The sequence below is a fragment of the Streptomyces sp. NPDC058008 genome, from assembly GCF_042886395.1.
Taxonomy (GTDB): domain Bacteria; phylum Actinomycetota; class Actinomycetes; order Streptomycetales; family Streptomycetaceae; genus Streptomyces.
The window spans coordinates 24,009-47,869 of the sequence record NZ_JBHVQX010000015.1 but is presented as its reverse complement, the minus strand read 5'-3'; the positions used below and the strand labels follow the sequence as shown (position 1 = coordinate 47,869).

General features: G+C 73.5%; 19 protein-coding genes. 11 read left to right on the top strand and 8 right to left on the bottom strand.

Translation table 11 applies throughout. The features are described from left to right. Positions 1–83 precede the first annotated feature (83 nt). Positions 84–1,127 (bottom strand): Rv2578c family radical SAM protein, encoded by a 1,044-nt coding sequence (locus ACFVS9_RS16890; RefSeq protein WP_389933005.1) that lies wholly within the window; start codon positions 1,125–1,127, stop codon positions 84–86. 148 nt (positions 1,128–1,275) lie between these two features. Between ACFVS9_RS16890 and ACFVS9_RS16885 the strand changes: the two genes are divergently transcribed. Further along, the gene (locus ACFVS9_RS16885) at positions 1,276–1,719 is read left to right on the top strand and encodes an SRPBCC family protein (RefSeq protein ID WP_383116432.1); all 444 of its coding nucleotides are present in this window, start codon (positions 1,276–1,278) and stop codon (positions 1,717–1,719) included. 200 nt (positions 1,720–1,919) lie between these two features. Beyond that, positions 1,920–4,388 (top strand): MFS transporter, encoded by a 2,469-nt coding sequence (locus ACFVS9_RS16880; protein WP_383116431.1) that lies wholly within the window; start codon positions 1,920–1,922, stop codon positions 4,386–4,388. A 246-nt stretch (positions 4,389–4,634) separates the two neighbouring features. Here ACFVS9_RS16880 and ACFVS9_RS16875 read toward each other — a convergent pair whose 3' ends face one another. From ACFVS9_RS16875 to ACFVS9_RS16865, 3 genes are read right to left on the bottom strand one after another with little or no spacing between them, the layout of a single operon-like run. Further along, positions 4,635–5,708, bottom strand: a complete 1,074-nt coding sequence (locus ACFVS9_RS16875; RefSeq protein WP_389933002.1) for an acyltransferase family protein — start codon at positions 5,706–5,708, stop codon at positions 4,635–4,637. Further along, complete coding sequence (locus ACFVS9_RS16870) at positions 5,708–7,942, bottom strand: bifunctional polysaccharide deacetylase/glycosyltransferase family 2 protein (protein WP_389933000.1); 2,235 nt, start codon at positions 7,940–7,942, stop codon at positions 5,708–5,710. Before ACFVS9_RS16870 ends, ACFVS9_RS16875 begins: the two co-directional genes overlap by 1 nt. Beyond that, positions 7,942–8,358, bottom strand: coding sequence for a hypothetical protein (locus tag ACFVS9_RS16865; protein ID WP_389932997.1), 417 nt, complete (start codon positions 8,356–8,358; stop codon positions 7,942–7,944). The genes ACFVS9_RS16870 and ACFVS9_RS16865 overlap by 1 nt, the downstream gene beginning before the upstream one ends. Positions 8,359–8,651: 293 nt before the next feature. Between ACFVS9_RS16865 and ACFVS9_RS16860 the strand changes: the two genes are divergently transcribed. Next, complete coding sequence (locus ACFVS9_RS16860) at positions 8,652–9,656, top strand: chitinase (RefSeq protein WP_389932994.1); 1,005 nt, start codon at positions 8,652–8,654, stop codon at positions 9,654–9,656. A gap of 405 nt (positions 9,657–10,061) precedes the next feature. Here the strand turns inward: ACFVS9_RS16860 and ACFVS9_RS16855 are convergent, their stop codons facing one another. Beyond that, positions 10,062–10,955, bottom strand: a complete 894-nt coding sequence (locus tag ACFVS9_RS16855; protein WP_389932992.1) for a LysR family transcriptional regulator — start codon at positions 10,953–10,955, stop codon at positions 10,062–10,064. Between the two features lie 128 nt (positions 10,956–11,083). On the opposite strand from ACFVS9_RS16855, the gene ACFVS9_RS16850 reads away from it, so the two are divergent. From ACFVS9_RS16850 to ACFVS9_RS16815, 8 genes are all read left to right on the top strand, one after another. Continuing rightward, complete coding sequence (locus ACFVS9_RS16850) at positions 11,084–12,085, top strand: aldo/keto reductase (protein WP_383116426.1); 1,002 nt, start codon at positions 11,084–11,086, stop codon at positions 12,083–12,085. A 178-nt stretch (positions 12,086–12,263) separates the two neighbouring features. Then, entirely contained in the window at positions 12,264–13,097 is an 834-nt protein-coding gene (locus ACFVS9_RS16845) for a M55 family metallopeptidase (RefSeq protein ID WP_389932989.1), read from the top strand. After that, the gene (locus tag ACFVS9_RS16840; RefSeq protein ID WP_389932986.1) at positions 13,090–14,433 is read left to right on the top strand and encodes a M20/M25/M40 family metallo-hydrolase; all 1,344 of its coding nucleotides are present in this window, start codon (positions 13,090–13,092) and stop codon (positions 14,431–14,433) included. The genes ACFVS9_RS16845 and ACFVS9_RS16840 overlap by 8 nt, the downstream gene beginning before the upstream one ends. Before the next feature lie 58 nt (positions 14,434–14,491). Then, on the top strand, positions 14,492–16,492 hold the full coding sequence (locus tag ACFVS9_RS16835) for a S9 family peptidase (RefSeq protein ID WP_389932983.1): 2,001 nt from the start codon (positions 14,492–14,494) through the stop codon (positions 16,490–16,492). After that, on the top strand, positions 16,489–17,433 hold the full coding sequence (locus ACFVS9_RS16830; RefSeq protein ID WP_383117703.1) for an LD-carboxypeptidase: 945 nt from the start codon (positions 16,489–16,491) through the stop codon (positions 17,431–17,433). The genes ACFVS9_RS16835 and ACFVS9_RS16830 overlap by 4 nt, the downstream gene beginning before the upstream one ends. Positions 17,434–17,573: 140 nt before the next feature. Continuing rightward, positions 17,574–19,349: a CocE/NonD family hydrolase gene (locus ACFVS9_RS16825; RefSeq protein ID WP_383117702.1), complete on the top strand. Its 1,776-nt coding sequence runs from the start codon at positions 17,574–17,576 to the stop codon at positions 19,347–19,349. 105 nt (positions 19,350–19,454) lie between these two features. Beyond that, a complete protein-coding gene (locus ACFVS9_RS16820; RefSeq protein ID WP_389932979.1) occupies positions 19,455–19,688 on the top strand; it encodes a DUF1049 domain-containing protein in 234 nt (77 codons plus the stop codon). Between the two features lie 100 nt (positions 19,689–19,788). Beyond that, complete coding sequence (locus tag ACFVS9_RS16815) at positions 19,789–20,685, top strand: arginase family protein (protein WP_383117700.1); 897 nt, start codon at positions 19,789–19,791, stop codon at positions 20,683–20,685. Positions 20,686–20,851: 166 nt separating this feature from the next. Here the strand turns inward: ACFVS9_RS16815 and ACFVS9_RS16810 are convergent, their stop codons facing one another. The 3 genes from ACFVS9_RS16810 to ACFVS9_RS16800 all read right to left on the bottom strand — a co-directional run bounded on the left by ACFVS9_RS16810 (position 20,852) and on the right by ACFVS9_RS16800 (position 23,669). Further along, on the bottom strand, positions 20,852–21,205 hold the full coding sequence (locus ACFVS9_RS16810) for a VOC family protein (protein ID WP_383117699.1): 354 nt from the start codon (positions 21,203–21,205) through the stop codon (positions 20,852–20,854). Between the two features lie 60 nt (positions 21,206–21,265). Further along, complete coding sequence (locus ACFVS9_RS16805) at positions 21,266–22,075, bottom strand: class I SAM-dependent methyltransferase (RefSeq protein WP_383117698.1); 810 nt, start codon at positions 22,073–22,075, stop codon at positions 21,266–21,268. 97 nt (positions 22,076–22,172) lie between these two features. Then, positions 22,173–23,669 (bottom strand): bifunctional phosphatase PAP2/diacylglycerol kinase family protein, encoded by a 1,497-nt coding sequence (locus tag ACFVS9_RS16800; protein WP_389932975.1) that lies wholly within the window; start codon positions 23,667–23,669, stop codon positions 22,173–22,175. Positions 23,670–23,861 lie beyond the last annotated feature (192 nt).

Sequence of the window (23,861 nt, the reverse complement as noted above, 5' to 3'; positions counted from 1 at the left end):
CCGGCCGCATGCTTCCCGGATCCGGGGGCGGGGGGTCGCCCGGCGCCGAGAGTTGACCCGTTCGGTGAGGGAGGCCGGTGCGGTCAGAGCAGTGACAGCTGGGTGGGGCCGTCCGCAGGGCCGTCCGGGGCTCCGTCCGGGGTCTCGCGGACGACGCGCCGGGCGCCGCCCCGGTCCGCCGGGCCGATGCCGTACTCCGCCGCCAGCTCGTGCACCCGGCGGGTGATGCCCTGCTGGTACCAGGTCGGCGCGTACGCCCCGTCCGCGTACATCTGTTCGTACCGCCGCACCAGGTGCGGATGGTGGTGGCCGAGCCACCGCATGAACCACTCGCGGGCGCCGGGCCGCAGGTGCAGGACCAGCGGTGTGACCGAGGTCGCCCCGGCGGCGGCGATGGCGCGGACCGTGGCGCGCAGCTGGTCGGGGCGGTCACCGAGGAAGGGGATGACCGGGGCCATCAGCACACCGCAGCCGATCCCGTTGTCCGTCATGGCCCGGACGACGTCCAGGCGGCGCTCGGGGGAGGGGGTGCCCGGCTCGACCGTGCGCCACAGCTCGCCGTCGGTGAACCCGACGGAGACGGAGACGCCCACCTCGGTGACCTCGGCGGCCTGCCGCAACAGGTCGAGGTCGCGCAGGATCAGCGTTCCCTTCGTGAGGACGGAGAAGGGGTTCGCGTGGTCGCGCAGGGCCGCGATGATGCCGGGCATCAGCCGGTAGCGGCCCTCGGCCCGCTGGTAGCAGTCCACGTTCGTGCCCATGGCGATGTGCTGGCCGTGCCACTGGCGTGAGGCCAGGTGGCGGCCGAGCAGCTCGGGTGCGTTGACCTTGACCACGATCTGGGAGTCGAAGCCGAGGCCGGTGTCCAGGTCCAGGTAGCTGTGGGTCCTGCGGGCGAAGCAGTACACACAGGCGTGGGTGCAGCCCCGGTACGGGTTCACGGTCCATTCGAACGGCATGCGGGAGGCCCCGGGCACCCGGTTCACGATCGAGCGGGCCCGTACCTCGTGGAAGGTGATGCCCCGGAACTCCGGGGTGTCGAACGTGCGCGTGGTCACCGCGTCCGCGGCGAAGAGGGCGCCGTTCCCTGTTTTTGTCGTGTTCTCTGCCAGATTGTCCCAGCGCATGTGCGCCTCCTCGGTAGTACTCCGCAGAGAATAGAACATATGTTCCCTTGATCGTGCGGGGTACGAAGCGGGACCCGATTTTGAGGGGCCGCACCCGAGGTGGTTGGCTCAGCAGCACCCCGAACAACCGAGTGCTGGAGGAACAGGCATGGCGCAGGTCGAGGCCACGACAGAGCGGATCATCGCGGCGGACGCGGAGGCGGTGTTCGATGCGCTGGCCGACTACAAGGAGGTCCGGGGCAAGGTGCTGACCGGGCACTTCAGCGAGTACGAGGTGCGCGAGGGCGGGGACGGCGAAGGCACCCTCGTCCACTGGAAGCTCCAGGCCACCAGCAAGCGGGTCCGCGACTGCCTGCTCGAGGTCACCGAGCCCACCGACGGTCAGCTGGTCGAGAAGGACCGCAACTCGTCGATGGTCACCACCTGGACCGTCACCCCGGCCGGTGAGGGGAAGTCCAAGGCCGTCGTCTCGACCGTCTGGAACGGAGCGGGAGGCATCGGCGGGTTCTTCGAGAAGACCTTCGCACCCAAGGGGCTCGGCCGGATCTACGACGAACTGCTCCAGAACCTGGCCACCGAGGTCGAGAAGTAACCCTGCTCCCCCTGCTGTTGGCGTCACGGCCGGCCTCACCGGAACGGGTGGTTTTCCGGGGTGGCCGGTTGTGCGCCGTAGTGCCTCCCACCGGGGCATAAGCCCTCCGCGCGCGCCGAGCGCGCACCTGTTCGCGTTTGCCCCGCCTCACCGCCTGGTGCGAGAAATGGGCGGCGCAGCTGCGACGAGGGGAGCGTCACGTGGTGGGTGGGATCACTCTGGTGGAGGACGAGCCGGGAGGCGCGGGCTACGGTCCGCCCGGGGTCCGGGCGGCACCCGGTGACCCGGTGGCGGCCGAGCCGCCCCGCCCGCCGTCCGCCGCCGGACCGCCCGCGCCGCCGGACGGCATCAGCCCCCGCAGGGTCAGGCTGGTCTTCCTCGGCCTGATGCTCACCCTGCTGCTCGCGGCGCTCGACCAGATGATCGTCGCCACCGCCCTGCCGAAGATCGTCGGCGAGCTGCACGGCCTGGACAAGATGTCCTGGGCGGTCACCGCCTACCTGCTCGCCTCCACGATCGGTCTGCCGATCTACGGCAAGCTGGGTGACCTCTTCGGCCGCAAGAGCGTCTTCCAGTTCGCGATCGTCATCTTCGTCATCGGGTCCGCCCTCGCGGGCTGGTCGCGCACCATGGACGAGCTCATCGCCTTCCGGGCCGTCCAGGGCATCGGCGGCGGCGGGCTGATGATCGGCGTCCAGGCGATCATCGCCGACATCGTCCCGGCCAGGGAGCGGGGCCGCTACATGGGCCTCATCGGCGCGGTCTTCGGCCTCGCCTCCGTCGCCGGCCCCCTCCTCGGCGGCTTCTTCACCGACCACGCCTCCTGGCGCTGGTGCTTCTACATCAACGTGCCGTTCGGCATCGTCACCCTCGCCGTCATCGCGCTCGTGCTGAAGCTGCCGAAACCCTCGGTCCGCCCCCGGCTCGACGTACTGGGGGCGCTGCTGCTGGCCGCCGCCTCGACCTGCGTGGTGCTGCTGACCAGCTGGGGCGGCACGGAGTACGCCTGGGGCTCGCGGACCATTCTGGGACTCGCCGCCGGGGCCGCGGGAACGGCCCTGCTCTTCCTGGTCGTCGAGCACCGCGCCGCCGAACCCGTCATCCCGCTGCGGCTGTTCCGTGACTCGGTCTTCAACGTGACCTCGCTGGTGGGCGCCGTCGTCGGGGTCGCGCTGTTCGGGGCCGCCAGTTACCTGCCGACCTACCTCCAGATGGTCGAGGGCGTGTCCGCCACCGAGTCGGGGCTGCTGATGCTGCCGATGATGGGCGGCATCGTCGTCGCGTCGGTCGTCTCCGGCCAGCTCGTCTCGCGCACCGGCCGCTACCGCGTCTTCCCGCTGGTGGGCGGAGCCGTGTCGGCCGTCGGCATGTGGCTGCTCTCCCTCCTCGACACGAGTACCTCGCCGTTGCAGTACGGCGTCTTCCAGGCCGTCCTGGGCATCGGCATCGGCCTCGTCATGTCCATCCTCGTGCTGGCCGTGCAGAACTCCGTACGCCCGTCCGACCTCGGCACCGCCACCAGCGCCCACAACTACTTCCGGCAGATCGGCGGCAGCATCGGCGCCGCGATCTTCGGCACCCTGTTCGCCGGTCGGCTCGCGGACGCGCTCGGGGTGCGGCTCCCCACCGGCGCGGACCTGCCCGACCCGGAGTCGATCACCCCGCAGCTCGTGCACACCATGGAGCCCGCGCTGCGCGACGCCTACATCCAGGCGTACGCCGACGCGATGCCGCGGATCTTCCTCTACCTGGTGCCGGTGCTCCTGCTCGGCCTGTTCCTCGCCTTCTTCCTCAAGGAGAAATCGCTGGTGTCCCACCCCACCCCGCAGACGGCCCCCGACCCGGCCGTGGCGCCCTCCGCGATCCCCTCGGCCCGCACCGACCCCGGCCCCCCGCCGTCCGGTCCCCTCACCGGGACCCCCGTGCGCGGATGCGTCCAGCACCCCGACGGGACGCAGGTGGGGAGGGCCGCGCTCACCCTCATCGACGTCCAGGGACGGCAGGTCGGACGCGGGGCGAGCGGCGACGACGGACGGTACGCCCTGAGCGCGCCCGTCGCCGGCGCCTACGTCCTGATCGCCGCCGCGGGCGGCCACCAGCCACAGGCCGTCAGCGTCACGGTGGGCGACCGACCGGTGGAGCTCGACGTGGTGCTCGGCGGGGCCGGCCGGCTCGCCGGGGCGGTCCTCACCCCCGACGGCACGCCGGTCGGCGACGCGGCGGTCACCCTCACCGACGTTCGGGGCGAGGTCGTCGCGACCACCCGCACCGGGCGCGAGGGCGCCTACGTCATCAGCGAGCTGGTGGCCGGCGAGTACACCCTGGCGGCCAGCGCCCCCGCCTTCCGTCCCGCCGCCCTCCCGGTCAGTGTGCAGGCGGCCAGGGAGACCCGGCAGGACATCGAGCTGGCGGGCGGTGCCGTGCTGCGCGGCGTCGTACGCGCTCCCGGCGGGCGGGTGGTCGAGGACGCCCGGGTCACGCTGCTGGACGCGGCGGGCAACGTGGTCGACACCCTCACCACCGGCGCCGACGGCGCGTTCCGGTTCGTGGACCTGTCCACCGGTGAGTACACCGTGATCGCCGCGGGCTACCCGCCGGTCGCCACGGTGCTCCAACTCCCCGGCGGGGGACGGACCGAACGCGATCTCCAGCTCGGGCACGAGGACTGAGAGCGGCCGGGCGGCGGGGGTGTGCGGGTGTTCCCGCACACCCCCGGACCTGTGGAGACGGCAGCCGGTGTCTCCCGCCCGGCCGCGACGCCACGCGGCCCCGGGCGTCTGGGCGGGACCCGTGGCCGTCCTCCGCCGTGCGTCAGGGCAGGAGCCGGGGCCGTCCTCCGCCGTGCGTCAGGGCGGGAGCCGGGGCCGTCCTCCGCCGTGCGTCAGGGCAGGACCCGGGGACGCCCTCCTCCGTGCTCAGGGCAGGAGCCGGGGACGCCTTCTCGCCGCGACGTCCTCGACCCAGCCGAAGCACACCACCGCCGCCGCGATCAGCACCCACGCGACGCCGAACTGCACCCACGGGCTGTCCAGCGGCAGATGCCGCTCCAGCGCGGGCACCTCCCACATCAGGTCGATCAGCGGCACCGCCGCCATCAGCGCCACCTCGTGCCAGAGGTAGACCGTCACCGCGCGGGCGTTGAGGACCGTGACGAGGCGGTCGGCCGCGGGACGGCGTGCGAGACCGTCGAAGCGCGGCCGGAAACGCAGCAGGAGCAGGACGAACCCCGCCGACCACAGCGCCTGGGCGAGCGGGATGTCGTCCAGGTCGAACGAACCGTCCGCCGGGTGCCCGGCCGCCCACGAGGCACCCGCCGCCATCAGCGGCACGGCGACGGCCACCGCTCCCGGGCCGCGCAGCCGGTCGAGCACCCCGTCCCGGTGGGCGAAGCCCAGCAGCCAGCAGAACAGGAACACCGACGCGTCGCCGACCGCGCTCCCGATCCGGCCGTCCGGCACACCGGACACCGTCTCCAGCACCACGACGGGCACCAGCGACAGGGCGAGCACGGGAAGGGGCGCGAACCTGAAGAGGCGCAGCAGCAGCGGCGAGAGCAGCACGAACCAGAGGTAGGCGCGCAGGTACCAGAGCACCGCCCAGGCCTGCTCACCCCACGCGTCGCCCGGCGGATCGCCGACCGGCAGCACCCAGAGCAGCACGTCGGGACCCGGCACCCAGCCGTGCAGCAGCATCGCCACCCCGAGCACCAGGCCGAACAGCCACACCGGGATCAGCAGTCTGCGCAGTCTGCCGCGCAGCACCCCGGCGGCCGGCCGCTCCAGCGAGCGGGCCATGAGCGATCCGGCGAGCGCGAACATCACGCCCATGGAGGGGAACACGTAGCCCAGCCAGGGCCATTCGAAGGTGTGGTAGGTGACCACCCGGACGAGCGCCACCGCCCGCAGCACGTCGAAGGACCGGTCGCGGCCGGTGCCCGGGGCGGCTGCGGGGGACGGCGCGTTCGCCGGCCTGCGGTGCGCCCCCGCCATCACGGTCCCCCCACCCGGGACGTGCCCACCTCGCCGGTGCGTTTCAGCTTCTGCCAGCGCAGCCGGCCGCCGGTCGCTGCCGTGACGCAGGAGTGGATCAGCACGAGGTACATCAACTGCCGGTAGGCGAGCTGCTGGAGCGGCAGCATCAGCAGGTAGCGGTACTTCTCCCGGTCGAGGCGGAAGGCGTACGCCGCGCAGACCAGCTGCACGGCCAGGACCGCCAGCCACGCGAGCAGGGAGGCGCGGAAGTCCACGAAGAGCATCGCGTACAGGGTGAAGACGTCAATGAGCGGGGCGAAGACCGGCGTCACGATCTGGAAGAGGACGACGAGCGGCATGCCGACCCGCCCGAAGCGCCCGGAGTGTCCCCGGTCGACGACGGACCTGCGGTGCTTCCACAGCGCCTGCATGGTGCCGTAGCTCCAGCGGTAGCGCTGGCGCCACAACTGGCCCAGTGATCCAGGTGCTTCGGTCCAGGCACGGGCGTGCTCGGCGTAGACGACACGCCAGCCCGCGCGGTGCAGCGCGATGGTGATGTCGGTGTCCTCGGCCAGGGTGTCCTCGCTCATGCCGCCGGCCTCCAGGACCGCCCGGCGGCGGAACGCCCCGATGGCGCCGGGGATGGTGGGCATGCAGCCGAGCAGGTCGTACATCCTGCGGTCGAGGTTGAAGCCCATCACGTACTCGATGTGCTGCCAGGCACCGATCAGCGTGGACCGGTTGCCGACCTTCGCGTTGCCCGCGACCGCGCCGATCCCGGTGTCGGCGAACGGCTGGACGAGCGCGTGCACGGTGCCGGGTTCGAAGACGGTGTCCCCGTCCATCATCACGACGATGTCGTACCGCGCCTGCCGCACCCCGTTGTTCAGGGCCGCAGACTTGCCGGCGTTCTCCTGCCTGATCACCCGGACGTTGGGCAGGCTCAGCGATTCGGCGATCTCCGCGGTGCCGTCCGTCGAGCCGTCGTCCACGACCACGATCTCGATCGGATGGGTGCTGGCGGCGAGGGAGCTGAGGGTCCCGGCGATGCACTCCTTCTCGTTGTACGCCGGGACGATCACACTGACCGGTTCCGTCACCTCCGGGCCCCAGGTGAATCCGCGTCTGTTCCGCTGCCGGTGGTGGCGCCGGGCGAGCAGCAGCATCATGCCGAAGCGGGCCAGGACCGCGACCCCGACGACGGCCAGCACCGCGGCCAGCCCCGGCACCGTCCACTCCGCGACGGCGACGGCGGCGAGCAGCGCGCGGCCCTCCCAGAGGCTGGCGGTGTCCGCGCGGCGGTGGGCGGCCTGCTCCGGGTCGCCCGGCGCGGCCCCGGCCGTGGCGGGGCCCGCCTGCCCGGCACCGGACTCCCCGGCGGCGGAACCGTCCTGCTGCTGCGCGCCGCTGACGGTGGTGAAGGTGTACCCCTTCGCCTTCATCTTCTTGATGTACGCGGGCAGCGCGGCCAGCGTCTCGGAACGGTCGCCGCCCGCGTCGTGGAAGAGCACCGCGGCGCCCTCGCCGTCCTTTGGTGTCGCCCACTCCACGATCTTCGCAACGCCCGGCTGCTGCCAGTCCTCACTGTCGGCGTCGATGAACACGCTGGTGTAGCCCATCGCGCCGAGGCGTTCGTAGACGGGCCAGCTGTAGTCGTCGATCGCGTCGTTCTTCGAGGAGTACGGCGCGCGGAACAGGGTGGTCGTGATGCCCGCCGCGCCCGCCAGGGCGAGCTGCGTCTGGGCGATCTCCCGCTTGACGCGGGCCTCGCTCTGGTAGGAGAGGTCGACGTGGGTGAAGGTGTGGACCCCCACCTCGTTGCCCTCGTCGACCATCCTGCGCACGACGTCCGGATAACGGGAGATCATCGAGCCGACGAGGAAGAAGGTGCCCGGCACGTCGTTCTCGTCCAGGATGTCCATCACCTTCCCGCTCCACTCGGGATCGGGGCCGTCGTCGAAGGTCAGCACGATGGTCCTGTCCGGCACGGACCGCGTACGCGCGGTGCCCCCGGGGAAGCTCAGGATGGGCCCGCCCTCCAGCACCTCGTCGGGCACCGTGTCCGACGACGCGTCGGAGCGCACCCGCTGGTCGTTGCCGACCTCGGCGCGCAGGTAGCCGTCCAGCAGCATGGTGCAGACGAGTCCCAGCAAGAGCAGCAGGGCCATGATCACGCGGGGCCGTGGGACGGCCTGCCGTCCCACGCGGCCGATCCTGCCGGGTGTGGCGTGCCGGCGGCGCCGAGCGGCCATCAGCCGGCCCCGCCCGGCGCGGACGCCGCCGCCCCGCCGGACGCCGGTGCCGACGGCGCGCCGCTCGGGGGAGCGGTGCCACCGGGCGGTACGCCGTACCCGGGCCGCGTCCCGCCGCCCGGTCCGGCCTCGGCGGCCGGGCCGCCGTCGAAGGGGAGCAACTGGGAGGGGGTCAGGGAGATGCCGCCCATGAAGGCGAGCCCCAGCACGGCGGCGTAACCGACGCACACGGTGCCCAGCAGCACGCCGGCGCGGCGCAGCAGCCTGGCCCGGCGTCCTGAGCTGTCCACGAAGACGGGCCCGTCCTGGGGGCGCGCGGTGGTGCGGCGGCGCCCGGCCGCGCGGGCCGGTCCGGCGTGTGCCCGGCGTCGTCCGCGCGGCGCCGGGTCTTTCTCGATGACGGGGTCGGATTGCATGTGCGCATGGTGGCGAAGCTTGTTGTGCGAACTCTGGAGCTTTCCTGGCCGCCCGCTGTGAAACGGGCCCGAACCTGTCGGACCGCTGAGAGTGCGCCGGGCGCCGCGAGCCGGCGCCGTACCGCTCGAACCGTGCACGGATGGGGAGTTGGCGGCTCGGGGCAGCTGTTCGCGACCCCTTCCCGTGCGTTGCCTGTGTCTTCGCGCGGGCTCGTGGTGTGAGAGGTTCGAGGGGTCCAGGCAGCACCGGCTGCCGTTCAGGGCGACTCTCCGGGAGCGGGTGCAGATACGTCATGCAAAGGCGCACACGGGTTTCCTCGGCGCTCGCCGGGCTGGTCGCGTTCGGCCTCGCCTGTTCCGCGTGCTCGACGGGCGGCGTCGCCGATCAGACGCAGGGGTCCGCGCCGCCCCGCGCGGCGGCCGCGCGGACCGGGTACACGCCGTACGTGAGCGCCACGACCGCCGCCGGCACAGACAGCGCGGGGTCCCCCGACACGTACAACCTGGCCTTCGTCACCTCCGGCGCGTCCGCCTGCACCCCCCTCTGGGGCGGCACCACGGCGATCACCGCCGACACGGTCGCGGACCGCGTCGGGAAACTCACCGGGACCGGGGCGGACATCCGGGTCTCCTTCGGCGGCGCGGCGGGCACCGAAGCGGCGCTGGCCTGCGACAGCGCCGAGGAACTGGCCGACGCCTACGCGGAGGTGCTCGACGCCGTCGGCGCGACGAAGGCCGACTTCGACATCGAGGGCGACGCGCTCACCGACACCGCGTCCGTCACCCGCAGGAACGAGGCTCTGGCCCTGCTCCAGGACAAGCGCGACCTCGATGTCACCTACACCCTGCCCGTCATGCCCGGCGGACTGGAGGACACCGGGACCGCCGTCCTTCAGGACGCGGTGGACCGGGGCGTCGAGGTCTCGGCGGTCAACATCATGGCGATGAACTACAGCACCTCCCACGACGGCGACATGGGCGACTACGCGCAGCAGGCCGCCCAGGCCGCCCACGACCAGCTCGTGGACGTCCTCGGGCTCTCGGCGGACGCGGCGTGGAAGGCCCTGCACATCACCGTGATGATCGGGGTCAACGACGTGGCGGGGGAGACGTTCACCCTCGACGACGCCGCCTCCCTGCGCGCCTTCGCCACCCGCCGGGGGGTCGGGGCGCTCTCGCTGTGGGCGTCCTTCCGGGACCGGCAGTGCGCCTCGGGCGAGGACGCCACGACCGCGTCGGACACCTGTAGCGGGGTCGGCCAGGACGCGGGCGCGTTCGCCGAGGCCCTGAGCGGCTGACGGGCACCCGGCGGGCGATGACACGGCGCCAGGAGCCGGGAGTGGCCCGGTAGGTGCGGACGGTGGCCACCCGGAAACGTGAGGCGCCGGTCGGTGTGCGGACGGGGGCCGCCCGGAAAGGGGCGGCCCCGGGGCGGTGGTCACCCGGAAACGTGAGGCGCCCCGGTCGGTGCGAACGTGGCGCCCGGAGCCGGGAGGCGGCCCCGGTCGGTGCGCCGCCCGGAGCCTGGAGGCGCGCACGGCCGGCATGGTGTGGCCGCCCGGAAACATGAGGCCCCCGGTCGGTGTGCGGACGGTGGCCGCCCGGAAACGTGAGGCGCCCTGACCGGTGCGGACGTGGCGCCCGGAGCCGGGAGATGCCACGGCCCGTGCGACCGTGGCGCCAGGAGCCGGGAGGCGCCCCGGTCAGCGCGGCGTGGCTGCCCGGACCAGGGTCATCAGCGCGCTCGCCCCCGGGCTCATCGCCCTGGCCGGCGGGAGGACCACGACGCTCTCGTAGACCGGCCGGTGCGTGCCGTCGACCTCCACCGCGGTCAGGCCGCCCGCCTCCTGCTTGCGCGAGAAGTGGTGCGGGACGACCGCGATCCCGAGGCCTTCGTGCACCAGTTCCAGCAGGCTGTGCACGTCACTCACCTCCAGCGCCACCGTCCGGCGGACCCCCGCCACGGCGAACGCCTCGTCCGCCGCGCGCCGCGGCCCCCAGTCCGGGTGGAAGTCGATGAACGACTCACCGCGCAGGTCGTCCCACGCCACCCGCGCGCCCTCCCGGGCGAAGCGGTGGCCGGGGGAGCACAGCACCACCATGGGCTCCCGCGCCAGCGGCACGAGTTCCCCGCGCCACTCCGGCGGGGAGACGGTCGCGGCGAACGCCAGGTCCAGCCGGCCGCCGGCCACCCCCTCCAGCAGGCTGGACGTACCCTCCTGCCGGAGCCTGATCTCCATGTGCGGATGCTCCCGGTGGAAGGCCGCGAGCAGCCGCGCCGGGCTGACCCCGGCCACGCACTGCTCGACCCCCAGCGTCAGGGTGCCGCGCAGCAGCCCCCGTACGGCGTCGACGGCGTCCCGCGCCGCCCTGGCACCCGCGAGGGTGCGCTCCGCCTCCACCAGCAGGGCGGCTCCCGCCTCGGTGAGCCGCACCGTGCGGGTCGTACGGCTGAACAGCGGCGTCATCAGCTCGTGCTCCAGCGCCCGGACGGACGCCGACAGCCCGGACTGGGAGACGGCCAGACGCTCGGCCGCCCGGGTGAAGTGCCGCTCCTCGGCGACCGCGACGAAGTGCTCCAGCTGACGCAGTTCCATGATTGAGCAATCTAGACGATGAATCCCAGCGGAATCTCCTGTTGGACCGCTGGATCGTTCTCCGACAGTCTTGGGGGCGCGCACCGGATCCGGCGCGCGCCCCCAGCCGTGTCCCGTGGAGTGCCCGCATGTACCTTCCGTCCGCCGACCGCTACAGCGCCATGCCCTACCGGCGAACCGGACGCAGCGGCCTGCTGCTCCCCGCCCTCTCCCTCGGGCTCTGGCACAACTTCGGAGGCGACCGGACCCCCGAGAGCCAGGGCGCGATCCTGCGCCGGGCCTTCGACCTCGGCATCACCCACTTCGACCTCGCCAACAACTACGGCCCGCCGCCCGGCTCCGCCGAGACCGCCATGGGCCGTGCCCTCAGGACGGACTTCGCCGGGCTCCGGGACGAGATCGTCGTCTCCACCAAGGCGGGCTACCACATGTGGGACGGGCCGTACGGTGAGTGGGGATCCCGCAAGAACCTGCGCTCCTCCCTGGACCAGAGCCTGACCCGCCTCGGCCTCGACTACGTCGACATCTTCTACTCGCACCGCTTCGACCCCGACACCCCGCTCGAGGAGACGATGGGGGCGCTCGACACCGCGGTGCGCCAGGGCAAGGCGCTCTACGCCGGCGTCTCCAACTACTCCGCCGAGCAGACCCGCGAGGCCGCCCGCATCCTGAACGAGCTGGGCACCCCCCTCCTCATCCACCAGCCGCGCTACTCCATGCTCGACCGCTGGGTCGAGGACGGGCTCCTGGACGCCCTGGACGAGCTCGGGACCGGCTCCATCGCGTACTCCCCGCTGGAGCAGGGCATCCTCTCCGACCGCTACCTCAACGGTGTCCCGGAGGGCTCGCGGGCCGCCGGGAGCAGCCCCTTCCTGTCGGCCGAGGCCGTCACCCCGGACCTGGTCGCCCGGCTGGGCGCGCTGGACGGACTGGCGCGGGAGCGCGGCCAGTCCCTCGCCCAGATGGCGCTCGCCTGGGTGCTCCGCGGCGGCCGGGTGACCTCCGCCGTCGTCGGCGCGAGCAGCGTCGCCCAGCTGGAGAACAGCGTCGAGGCCGTCCGGAACCTGGAGTTCGGCGAGGACGAGCTCGCCCGGATCGAGGAGCTCGTCAAGGGGACCGGCCGCGCCTGACCCACCGGCCGTCCGCCGCCCGGCACCCGGGCGGCGGACGGCTTCACCGGACTGGACCAGTGACAGATCACCGGGGCCCTGGCCCGGTGCTGTCCCGGCGCGTACCGTGATCCGGCACGAAGATCCTCTTCCCGGGAACGGGCGGGGGAGCGACCGACCAGGGAGAGGGCCGCGCACCGTGAAGATCCTCGTCAGCGCCGACATGGAGGGCGCGACCGGAGTCACCTGGCCGGCCGACGTGCTGCCCGGCACCCCGCAGTGGGAGCGGTGCCGTGCGCTCTTCACCTCCGACGTGAACGCGGCGGCGCTCGGGTTCTACGACGGGGGCGCCGACGAGGTGCTCGTCAACGAGGCCCACTGGAGCATGCGCAACCTGCTCCTGGAGCGGCTCGACGACCGCGTCCAGATGCTCACCGGCAAGCACAAGTCCCTCTCCATGGTCGAGGGCATCCAGCACGGGGACGTGGACGGGGTCGCGTTCGTCGGCTACCACACGGGAGCCGGCACCGAGGGCGTCCTCGCCCACACCTACCTCGCCAACTCCATCACCGGGGTCTGGCTGAACGGCGTCCGCGCCAGTGAGGGCCTGCTCAACGCGCACGTCGCGGCGGAGTACGGCGTCCCCGTCGTCCTCGTCACCGGCGACGACCTGACCTGCGAGGACGCCGACGACTACGCCCCCGAGGCCCGGAAGGTGGCGGTGAAGGACCACGTCTCGCGCTACGCCGCCGTGTGCCGCACCCCGGCCCGTACCGCCGCGGACATCAGGGCGGCCGCCGCCGGGGCCACCGCCCTCGCCGTGCGCCACGCCCCCGTGACCAGCGGCTCGTACACGGTGGAGCTGGAGTTCGACGCCGAGCATCTGGCGGCGGCCGCGACCGTGGTTCCGGGGGTGGCGCCGAGCGGCGAGAGGCGCGTCGCCTACACCAGCGGGACGATGTACGAAGGTATTCGCACGTTCAAGGCGGTGACGACGATCGTGTCGGCCGCCGTGGAGGAACAGTATGGCTGAGCCGGGCGACCCCACCGGACCGGTCGACGAGCGGGCGCTCGACGAGTCGGTGACGTTCACCTCCGAGCTGATCCGCATCGACACGACCAACCGCGGCGACGGCAGCTGCCGCGAGCGCCCGGCCGCCGAGTACGTCGCCGAGCGGCTGGCCGGTGCCGGACTGGAGCCCGCCCTCCTGGAGCGCACGCCGGGACGGACGAACGTCGTCGCCCGGATCGAGGGCACCGACCGGTCCGCGGACGCGCTCCTCGTGCACGGTCACCTCGACGTGGTGCCCGCCATGGCGGCCGACTGGTCGGTCGACCCCTTCTCCGGGGAGGTGCGCGACGGCGTCGTGTGGGGGCGCGGGGCCATCGACATGAAGAACATGGACGCCATGGTCCTCGCGGTGGTCCGGGCCTGGGCGCGCGCCGGCGTACGCCCGCGCCGCGACATCGTCGTCGCCTACACCGCCGACGAGGAGGCCAGCGCCGACGACGGCGCCGGCTTCCTGGCCGACCGGCACGCCGGGCTCTTCGACGGCTGCACGGAGGGCATCAGCGAGTCCGGCGCGTTCACCTTCCACGCGGGACCGGGCATGGCGCTCTATCCGGTCGCCGCGGGGGAACGCGGGACGGGATGGCTGAAGCTGACCGCCGAGGGCAGGGCCGGCCACGGATCCAAGGTCAACCGCGCCAACGCGGTCAGCCGGCTCGCCGCCGCCGTCGCCCGGATCGGCGCGCACGAATGGCCGGTGCGCCTCACCCCGACCGTGCGGGCCGCGCTCACCGAGATCGCCGCGCTCCACCACATCCGCGTCGACCTGGACGCCCCCGGGTTCGACGTGGACGAACTCCTCGGCAAACTCGGCCCCGCCGCCGCCCTGGTCGCGCCGACCGTGCGCAACAGCACCAACCCGACGATGCTGGACGCCGGTTACAAGGTCAACGTGATCCCGGGCCGGGCCACCGCGCACATCGACGGCCGCATGGTGCCCGGCGGCGAGGACGAGTTCCGGGAGACCCTGGACCGCCTGACCGGGCCCGGCGTCCACTGGGAGTTCGCCCACCGCGAGGTCGCCCTCGAAGCCCCGGTCGACGCGCCGACGTACGCGAAGATGCGCACGGCCGTCGAGCTGTTCGACCCGGACGCCCATGTCGTCCCGTACTGCATGTCAGGCGGGACGGACGCCAAGCAGTTCTCGCGCCTCGGCATCACCGGCTACGGCTTCTCCCCGCTGAAGCTGCCCGCCGGCTTCGACTACCAGGCCCTCTTCCACGGTGTGGACGAGCGGGTCCCCGTCGACGCCCTGCACTTCGGCGTGCGGGTCCTGGACCACTTCCTGCGCACCGCCTGACGACCCCGGGTCCAGTGCCCGGGAACCGCACCGCCCGACCGAGGAGGGGGAACCGACCATGGTGTCCACAGCCGCGTACGGAACATGGCCGTCACCGATCGACGCGGCGCTGACCGCCTCGCACGACGGACGGCCCGAGTTCACCGGCACCGTCGGCGACGAGGTGTGGTGGACGGAACCCCGCCCGGCCGAGGGCGGCCGCCGCGCGCTCCTGCGCCGCCGGGCCGACGGCACCGTCCGGTCCGTGCTCCCGGAGCCGTGGAACCCCCGCAGCCGCGTCATCGAGTACGGCGGCACGCCCTGGGCCGGCGCCGCGCGCGAGGAGGGCGGACCGCTCGTCGTCTTCGTCCACTTCCCCGACCAGCGGCTGTACGCCTACGCGCCGGACGCGCCCGGCGAACCGTGGCCCCTCACCCCCGTCTCCGGCGTCGGCGGCGGACTGCGCTGGGTGGACCCGCAGGTGCACCTGGACCGCGGCGAGGTGTGGTGCGTGCTGGAGGAGTTCACGGGGGAGTCGCCCACCGACGTGCGGCGCCTCATCGCGGCCGTCCCGCTGGACGGCTCGGCCGCCGGGGACCGGGCCGCCGTACGCGAACTCACCGACGACCGGAACCGGTTCGTCACCGGCCCCCGGCTGTCGCACGACGGCCGGCACGTCGCCTGGATCGCGTGGGACCACCCGCGGATGCCGTGGGACGGCACCGTCGTGAAGACGGCCGACGTCACCCCGCGGGGCGAGTTCACCGGCGTACGCCCGCTGGTCGGCGACGTCGACGAGTCGGTCGTGCAGGTGGAGTGGGACCGGGACGGCTCGCTGGTCTTCGTGTCCGACGCCGACGGCTGGTGGGAGCTCCAGCGGATCAGGCCCGACGCCGTCGCCGACGCGGTCGTACCCGCCAGCCGGCTGTGCGCCGTACGGAACGAGGAGTTCGGCGGGCCGCTGTGGAAGATCGGCCTGCGCTGGTTCCGGATCCTGGACAACGGGCTGATCGCGGTCATCCACGGCCGGGGCACCACCGCGCTCGGTGTCCTCGACCCGGAGACCGGCGAACTCGTGGACGCCGTCGGCCCCTGGACCGCGTGGGCGGAGACGCTCGCGGTGCAGGACACCAGGGTCATCGGCATCGCCGCGAGCCCCCACACCTCCTACGAGGTGGTCGAGCTGGACACGGCGACGGGACACACCCGGATCATCGGCGCACCCCACCAGGACGCGGTCGACCCGGCCTGCCACCCCGAGCCGCTGATCCGCACCTTCACCGGACCGGCGGGCCGCGAGATCCACGCCCACGTCTACCCGCCCCGGCACCCCGGGTACACAGGCCCCGACGGCGAGCTGCCCCCGTACGTCATCTGGGCGCACGGCGGCCCCACCGGCCGGTCCCCGCTCGTACTCGACCTGGAGATCGCCTACTTCACCTCCCGGGGCATCGGCGTCGCCGAGGTCGACTACGGGGGCTCGACCGGCTACGGCCGCGCCTACCGCGAACGGCTCCGCGAGCAGTGGGGCGTCGTCGACGTCGAGGACTGCGCGGCGGTCGCCCTGGGGCTCGCCGACGAGGGCACGGCCGACCGCGACCGGCTGGCGATCCGGGGCGGCAGCGCCGGGGGCTGGACCGCCGCCGCCTCCCTCACCGGGACCGACGTCTACGCCTGCGGGGCGATCAGCTACCCGATCCTCGATCTGGAGGGCTGGGCGACCGGCGAGACGCACGACTTCGAATCGCGGTACCTGGAATCGCTCGTGGGCCCGTACGCCGAGGTGCCCGAGCGGTACCGGGAGCGCTCGCCCGTCCACCACACGGACCGGCTCACCGCACCGTTCGTGCTGCTCCAGGGCCTCGACGACCCGATCTGCCCGCCCGTCCAGTGCGAACGCTTCCTCGCCGCGACCGAGGGACGCGGCATCCCGCACGCCTACCTCACCTTCGAGGGCGAGGGGCACGGCTTCCGCCGCGCCGACACCGTGCGGCGTGCGCTGGAAGCCGAACTGTCCCTGTACGCGCAGACGTTCGGCATCGACCGCGCGGACGTGCCCCGGCTGGAGCTGAGGAAGTGACCCTGGAGCCCCTCGCCCGGCCCGCGCGGCTGCGGCCGGGCGCCCGGGTCGCGGTCGTCGCCCCCAGCGGACCCGTGCCCGCCGACCGGCTGGAACGCGGCCTCGACCTGCTGCGGGGATGGGACCTGGACGCCTTCGCGGCACCCCACGTGCTCGACCGGCATCCGGAGCTCGGCCACCTCGCCGGTACGGACGAGCACCGGGCCCGGGACCTCCAGGAGGCCTGGTGCGACCCGGCCGTGGACGCGGTGCTGTGCGCCAGGGGAGGCTACGGCGCCCACCGCATGGTGGACCTTGTCGACTGGTCCGCGATACGGGCGGCCGGACCCAAGGCGTTCGTCGGCTACAGCGACATCACCGTGCTGCACGAGGCGTTCGCCCTGCGGGCCGGATTCGCCACCCTGCACGGTCCGATGACCGCCACCGAGGTGTTCCTGAAGGACGAGGCCACCCAACAGGCGCTGAGGTCGACCCTGTTCGAACCCGAGTCGGTGCGCACCCTGGGCCTGGACACGGCGGCGGTCCTGGTGCCGGGCACGGCCCGGGGGATCACCTTCGGCGGCTGCGCGAGCCTGCTCGCCGCGGACGCCGGCACCCCGCACGCCCGGACCTCCGCCCGGGGCGGCCTGCTGGTGATCGAGGACACAGGGGAGGAGCCCTACCGGCTCGACGGCATCCTCACCCGGCTGCTGCGCATCGGTGCCCTCGACGGGATATCCGGTGTGGTGTGCGGCTCCTGGGAGGCCTGCGGGCCGTACGAGGGGGTGCGGGCCGTGCTCGCCGACCGGCTCGGCGGTCTCGGGATCCCGGTCGTCGAGGAACTGGGCTTCGGCCACGGCCCCACGGCCCTGACCGTCCCGCTCGGCGTGCCGGCGGTGCTGGACGCTCCGGCCGGCGGCGGCCGGTGCACGCTCACCACCGAGGTCCCGGCGCTGATCTGACGCCCCGGAGCCGGCGGCGCGCGGCGGATCTTCCCGTAACACTCGGCTACCGTACGTTGACAGACGTATGAGCTGTGTCACAGCATGGGCCGGAACCGGTACTTACCAGTCGGTAAGGTGTCCTCGGTGTGGAGGTCCGTGTGTCGCGTGCTGTACCCCTGTCCCGCCGTCCACTCACCTTGCTCGCGGGGGCGGCACTTCTCGCCCCGCTCGCGCTGACCGGCGCCCCTCCGGCGTCCGCGGCCGGCCGGTACACCGTCACTCCGCTGGAGTTCACCGTGCGGGCCGGGGACCGGTCCTGCACGGTGGACGCCGACCTCTACCGTCCGGCCGGCGCCGACGCGCGCCACCCCGCCCCGGCGGTGCTCGCCACCAACGGCTTCGGGGGCAGCAAGTCCGACGGCACCACCGACGTCATCGGCAGGGCGTTCGCCGAGCGCGGCTACGTCGGACTGGTCTACTCGGGCCTCGGATTCGGGAAGTCCGGCTGCCTGATCACGCTCGACGACCCCGCGATCGACGGCCGGGCGGCCTCCGCGCTCGTCGACTTCCTCGGCGGTACGCGCGCCGCCGACGACGGCACCAGGGCCGACTACGTCGCCTCGGACGCCCCGGGCGACCCGGTGGTCGGGATGATCGGCGGCTCGTACGGCGGAGCCGTCCAGCTCGCGACCGCCTCCGCCGACCGCCGCGTCGACGCGCTCGTCCCGCTGATCACCTGGAACGACCTGGCCTACTCGCTCGCCCCCAACGCCGCCGGGGCCTCCCGGGGCGTCACCTCCGACACGCCCGGTGTCTTCAAGTGGCAGTGGACCAACGGCTTCTACCTGATGGGTGAGGGCCAGCCGCTGCTGGTCCCGGGCCTCGACCCGTCGCGCTTCGGCAGCCCCGGCTGCCTCCACTTCGCCGCACGGGTCTGCGACACCATCCGCCTCCTGAACTCCGGCCGCTACCCGGCCGCCCGGACCCAGGAGGTGCTGGCGTACGCGCGCAGCGTCTCGCCGGCCTCCTACCTGTCCGGGATCACCGCGCCCACCCTGCTCGTCCAGGGCCAGGCCGACAGCCTGTTCAACCTCAACGAGGGCACCGCCACCTACCGGGCGCTCAAGGCCCAGGGCACCACCACGAAGATGATCTGGCAGTCGTGGGGCCACAGCGGGGGCTCGGTGGACGGTGAACTCGACCTCACCACCGGCGACCTGGAGGCCAGCTACGTCGGCCGTCGCGTCCTCGACTGGTTCGACCGCTACCTCCGCCACGACGAAAGCACCTCCACCGGACCGGAGTTCGCCTACTACCGTGACTGGGCTGACGGTTACGGCACCGCCGGGACCGTGCCCGGCCCGTCCCGCACGATGTACCTCTCCGGCGACGGCGCGCTCGTGGACAGCCGCTCCGAGGTCACCAGCGGCAGCCGCCGGTACGCCAACCGTCTGCTGCCGAGCAGCCACTCGGAGAACTCCCTCGCGGGGATCCTCGGACTGAGGGACCCGGAGCCCTACGACACCAAGGGCACCTACCTCGGCTGGACCAGTGCCCCGCTGAAGGCGCCGGTGGACGTCGTCGGCGCGCCGAGGGCGACCCTGAAGGTCCTCTCCCCGAAGGCGGAGCGGGTCCAGAACAGCGGAGACGCCGCCGACAAGCTGGTGCTGTTCGCGAAGGTCTACGACGTGGCGCCCGACGGCACCCAGACGCTGGTGAACCGGCTCGTCGCCCCGGTGCGCGTCCCCGACGTCACCCGGCCCTTCACCGTCGAGCTCCCCGGGATCGCGCACCGCTACCGGACCGGGCACCGGCTGCGGTTCGTGGTCGCCGGCAGCGACACGGCGTACTTCGGCAACAAGGGCGTCAAGCCGGTCACCGTGGTCAGCGCCCCGCAGGACACCGGCGTCCTGGAACTCCCCGTGGTCCGCTGACGTCACCCGTACGGCCCCGCCCACCGCCCCCCGGGCCCGGGACCCGGGCATCCTGGGGGGCCGGGGACCGGCCCCGGACCCCAGGACCCAGCGAAAGGGCCGCTCATGAGCCCCAAGGACGTATCGAGCGGGAACACGAGCGCGTTCGGTCCCGCCCGGATCGTCGTCACCCTCCTGGCGGTGCTGACGATCGTCTTCATCTGCGTGAACACCGCCGATGTCACCATCCGCGTGATCATTCCCAAGGTCACGATGCCGCTCTGGGCCGCGCTGCTCGGCGTCTTCCTGGCGGGCGCGCTCTGCGGCGCCTACCTGTTCCGCCGCAGGGCCGCCCGGTAGGGCGGGGCCCGGCGGACGTCCCGCCGGGCGGTGAACGGGTGGGCGGCGACTTCACCGGTCGGGCGGACGCCCGCCCGCCGGGGCGGCGAGGATGGGCCGCATGCGCACACGTGTGGTCCTCGACGCCCCCTCGAACCTCGGACTGCGGCCCCCCGCGCCCGGCACCGTACCGGGCTGCTGCAAACTGGCCGGCGCTCTCCGCGACCGGCGGGTCGTGCAGCGGATCGGGGCACTCGAAGGCGGCGTCGTCGTACCGCCCCGCTACGACCTGGGCGACTGGCGGGAGGGCGACGGAGTCTTCAACGCGGACGCCGTGGCCGGCTACACCCGCACCCTCGCCGACCGCATCGAGGGCCACGTCAGGGCGGAGGAGTTCCCGGTCGTGCTCGGCGGCGACTGCTCCATCCAGCTCGGCGCCACCCTCGCCCTGCGCCGCCTGGGCCGCTACGGGCTCGCGGCGGTCGACGGCTCCGCGGACTTCCGGCACCCGGGCAACAGCGACCGGATCGGCGCGGCGGGCGGGGAGGAACTGGCACTGTCCACCGGACGCGGGCAGAGCGGCCTCACCGATCTGGAAGGACTCGGGCCCTACCTCAGGGACGAGGACATCAGGCTCCTCGGCCTGCGCGACCGCGACGAGGACCGTGCCGAGCTGACCGCGCTGAAGATCTCCCACGCGACGGTCGGGGAGATCAGGGACCGGGGGCCGGCCGAGACCGCCGGCGCCGTGGTGCGGTCCCTGGAGGTTCCCGAGCTGGACGGCTTCTGGGTCCATCTGGACGCCGACGTCCTCGACCCGAGCGTGATGCCCGCCGTCGACAGCCCTGACGACGGCGGCCTGTTCCCCGGCGAACTCGCCGCGCTGCTGCGCACGCTGGTCGGCTCCCCGCGCTGCGTCGGACTCGACGTCACGATCTACGACCCGGACCTGGACCCCGACGGCACGGCCGGCACGCTGCTCACCGACCTGGTCGTCGGCGCCTTCGCCGAGGTGTAGCGGGCGGCGGAGCCGTCTCCCGGGCCGCCCACCGGTGACCGGAGCGGCCTCCGCCGTCCCCGTGCGCGTCCTGCCGCCGACGGGGATCCGGGCGGCGGCGCGCCCCGCCGGGGGAGCCGGACACGGGCGGGCCCGGCTGCCCCGGCGCCACCCGCCCTGTGCCGGGTCAGGCGGGCACGTTGCGGTCGACGTACTCGAAGACCGAGCCGTCCGGGTGCAGGGCGATCAGATTGCGGCCCGCCGGGGTGGGCACCGGGCCGGCGATGACCCTCGCGCCCACCCGGGTCAGCGCGGTGTGCGCCTCGTCGACGTCCTTGACCGCGATGGTCGCCGACACCTTGCGCAGCACCTCCAGCTCCGGCTCCGGACCGCTCATCAGCAGGAAGCAGCCGATCGCGGCGACCGAGACCCCGCCGCGATCGAAGCGCAGGGCCGGGGTGCCGGTCAGGCCCTCGTAGAAGACCACCGCGGCCTCCAGGTCGTCGACACAGATACGCAGCGTGGTTCCCAGGATCTCCATGCCCACGAGGGTAGTTGCCGACCCGGACGGATGTGATCGGTTCCACGCCCCGCCGCCGGATCAGGCCCGGCAGAGCACCTCGCCGTGGGGCACCATGAACCACCCGTCGGGCTCCTCGCCCCACGCGTGCCAGGCGTCCGAGACCGCGGTCAGCCGCTCCGCGTCCGCGTGGCCGCCGTCCACCGCCAGCCGCGCGTACGCCGACGCCGTCGTGCGGTCCGCCCACAGGCCGCTCCACCAGGCACGCTCGTCCGGGGTGGCGAAGCACCAGGCCGCGGCCGTCGGGGTGATGTCGGTGAAGCCGGCCTGCCGCGCCCAGGACAGCAGCCGGCGTCCGGCGTCGGGCTCGCCGCCGTTGGCGCGCGCCACCCGGCCGTACAGCTCCTGCCACTCCCGCATCCCGGGCACCTCCGGGTACCAGGTCATGGCCGCGTAGTCGCTGTCGCGGGCCGCGACGACACCGCCGGGCCGGCAGACCCGGCGCATCTCGCGCAGCGCCTGTACCGGGTCCCCCACGTGCTGGAGCACCTGATGGGCGTGGACCACGTCGAAGGAGTCGTCGGGGAAGTCCAGCGCGTGGACGTCGGCGACGGCGAACTCCACGTTCTCCAGGCCGCGTTCGGCGGCGGTCTGCGCCGCCTGCTCCAGCACGTCCCGGCTCGTGTCCACCGCGGTCACCCGGCCGGGCGCCACCAGCGCGGCGATGTCCGCGGTGATGGTGCCCGGCCCGCAGCCCACGTCCAGCACCGCCTGGCCCGGACGGAGTCCGGCGATCAGGTACGCCGCCGAGTTGGCGGCGGTCCGCCACCGGTGCGAGCGCAGTACCGACTCGTGGTGACCGTGTGTGTAGACGGCTGTTTCCTTCGGCATGGCCGTACGTCCTCTCTCGGGCCCCAGTCACGGGCGATGGGGCCGACAGTACGCCGCCATGTCGGATCCTGAGATCGACATCTCACCATGTGATCTGTCAGACGGGCATCGGGCAGTAGACCGTCAGCGCCTCGGGCAGCTTGTCGATCAGCAACTCCGTCCCGGAGTGGGCCACTTCACCGTCGTAGGCGTACGGAGTCCCCGGGGCGAGCCCGGCGAGCCGCACCCTGCGGCGCCGCACGGCCGCGTGGACGGGGGAGCGGCTGAGGGGTCCGGCGACCGCCGCCGCGAGCAGCCGGAGGCCGGGGGTGCGGCCGCCGTGCACCACGCGGACGTCCAGCAGACCGTCCGCCAGGTTGTGGCGCCGGCCCGGTGCGGGCCCCACCCGCTGGAACAGCCCGTTGCCCACGAACAGCAGCCACAGCGGCCGGCGCCTGCCCTGGAGTTCCGCGGTCAGCGGGCGGGAGCCGCGCAGCGCTTCGAGGGCCGCGAGCACCCCCGCGGGCCAGCCGCCGATCCTGGGTGCCCAGTGTTCCCGGGTCCGCACGAGCTCCGGATACACGCCCAGGCTGAAGGCGTTGAGGAAGTAGCCGTGCGCCCCGCCCGGCCCCTGCGGGCCCGGCCGGAACCGGCCCAGGTCGACCCGGACCGCGTCGCCCGAGGTGAGCGCCGTCACCGTGTCGTGCACGGTCTCGATGCCGAGGTCGTACGCGAAGTGGTTGAGGGTTCCGCCGGGGAACACGGCGAGGGGCACGCTGTGGGTCGCGGCGACGGCCGCCGCCATGTTCACGGTTCCGTCGCCCCCGCAGACACCCAGCGCCTTGCCCTGGCGGGCCGCCTTCTCCAGGCACCCGGACAGGTCGGAGGGCGCGCACTCCACGGTCTCCGCGAGCGGCAGCGCGTCGCGGATCACGGTCGCGGCGCTGGTCGCGGAGCCGGACTCCCGGTTGACGACGACCACCAGCCCCTCGCCGCCCGGCAGGGCCGGGGCCTCGGCGGGCGGGCGGCCCGGGGCGGGCAGCTGTCCACGCGTCGGCACCACGCCCCGCAGGGCGAAGGCGGCCCCGACGCCGAGCGCCGCGCCGGCCACCACGTCGCTCGGGTAGTGGACCCCGGTGTAGACGCGGGAGGCCGCCACGGCCACCGCCACCGGGGCGACGACCGCGCCCCACCCCTTCGACTCCAGCGCCACGCCCGTCGCGAACGCCGCCGCGGACGCCGCGTGCCCCGAGGGGAAGGACGTCGTGAAGGGCTGCCGCTTCAGCTGCCGCATGACCGGGACCAGGTCCACTATCGGGCGCTCCCTGCGCACCGCGCCCTTGCCCACGGTGTTGATCGCGGCCGAGGCCACGCCCAGGGAGGCGACCCCGCGCAGGGCCGCCCTGCGGGACCGCGCGCTGGAGCCCAGTGCCGCCATCCCCGCGGCGGCCCCGAACCAGAGCAGCCCGTGGTTGGCGCTGCGGCTGAGCCGGGGCAGGACGGGCGCGGCGCCGGGCCAGTGTCTTTCGGCCACGCGCTGGAACGCGGCGAGGTCGCGCTGGTGGAACCAGGCCCGCCAGCGTCCGGGGAAGGGGAGGCTGCTCGTTGTCGACATGGGACAGCGAATACCCTGCGACCGGGCGGTGAACCAGGAGGCGCGCACGACGGGTTCCGCCGAATCAGGGGCGAATCGGTCGAACGGTGTCGAATCACCTTGTCCCGCCCGCTCCGTCGCGCCATGGACGTTGCCCGGGCAAGTGCCCTCCGGCTAGCCTGCGTTCGTGATTCCGGCCATTGGCCGGAGTGT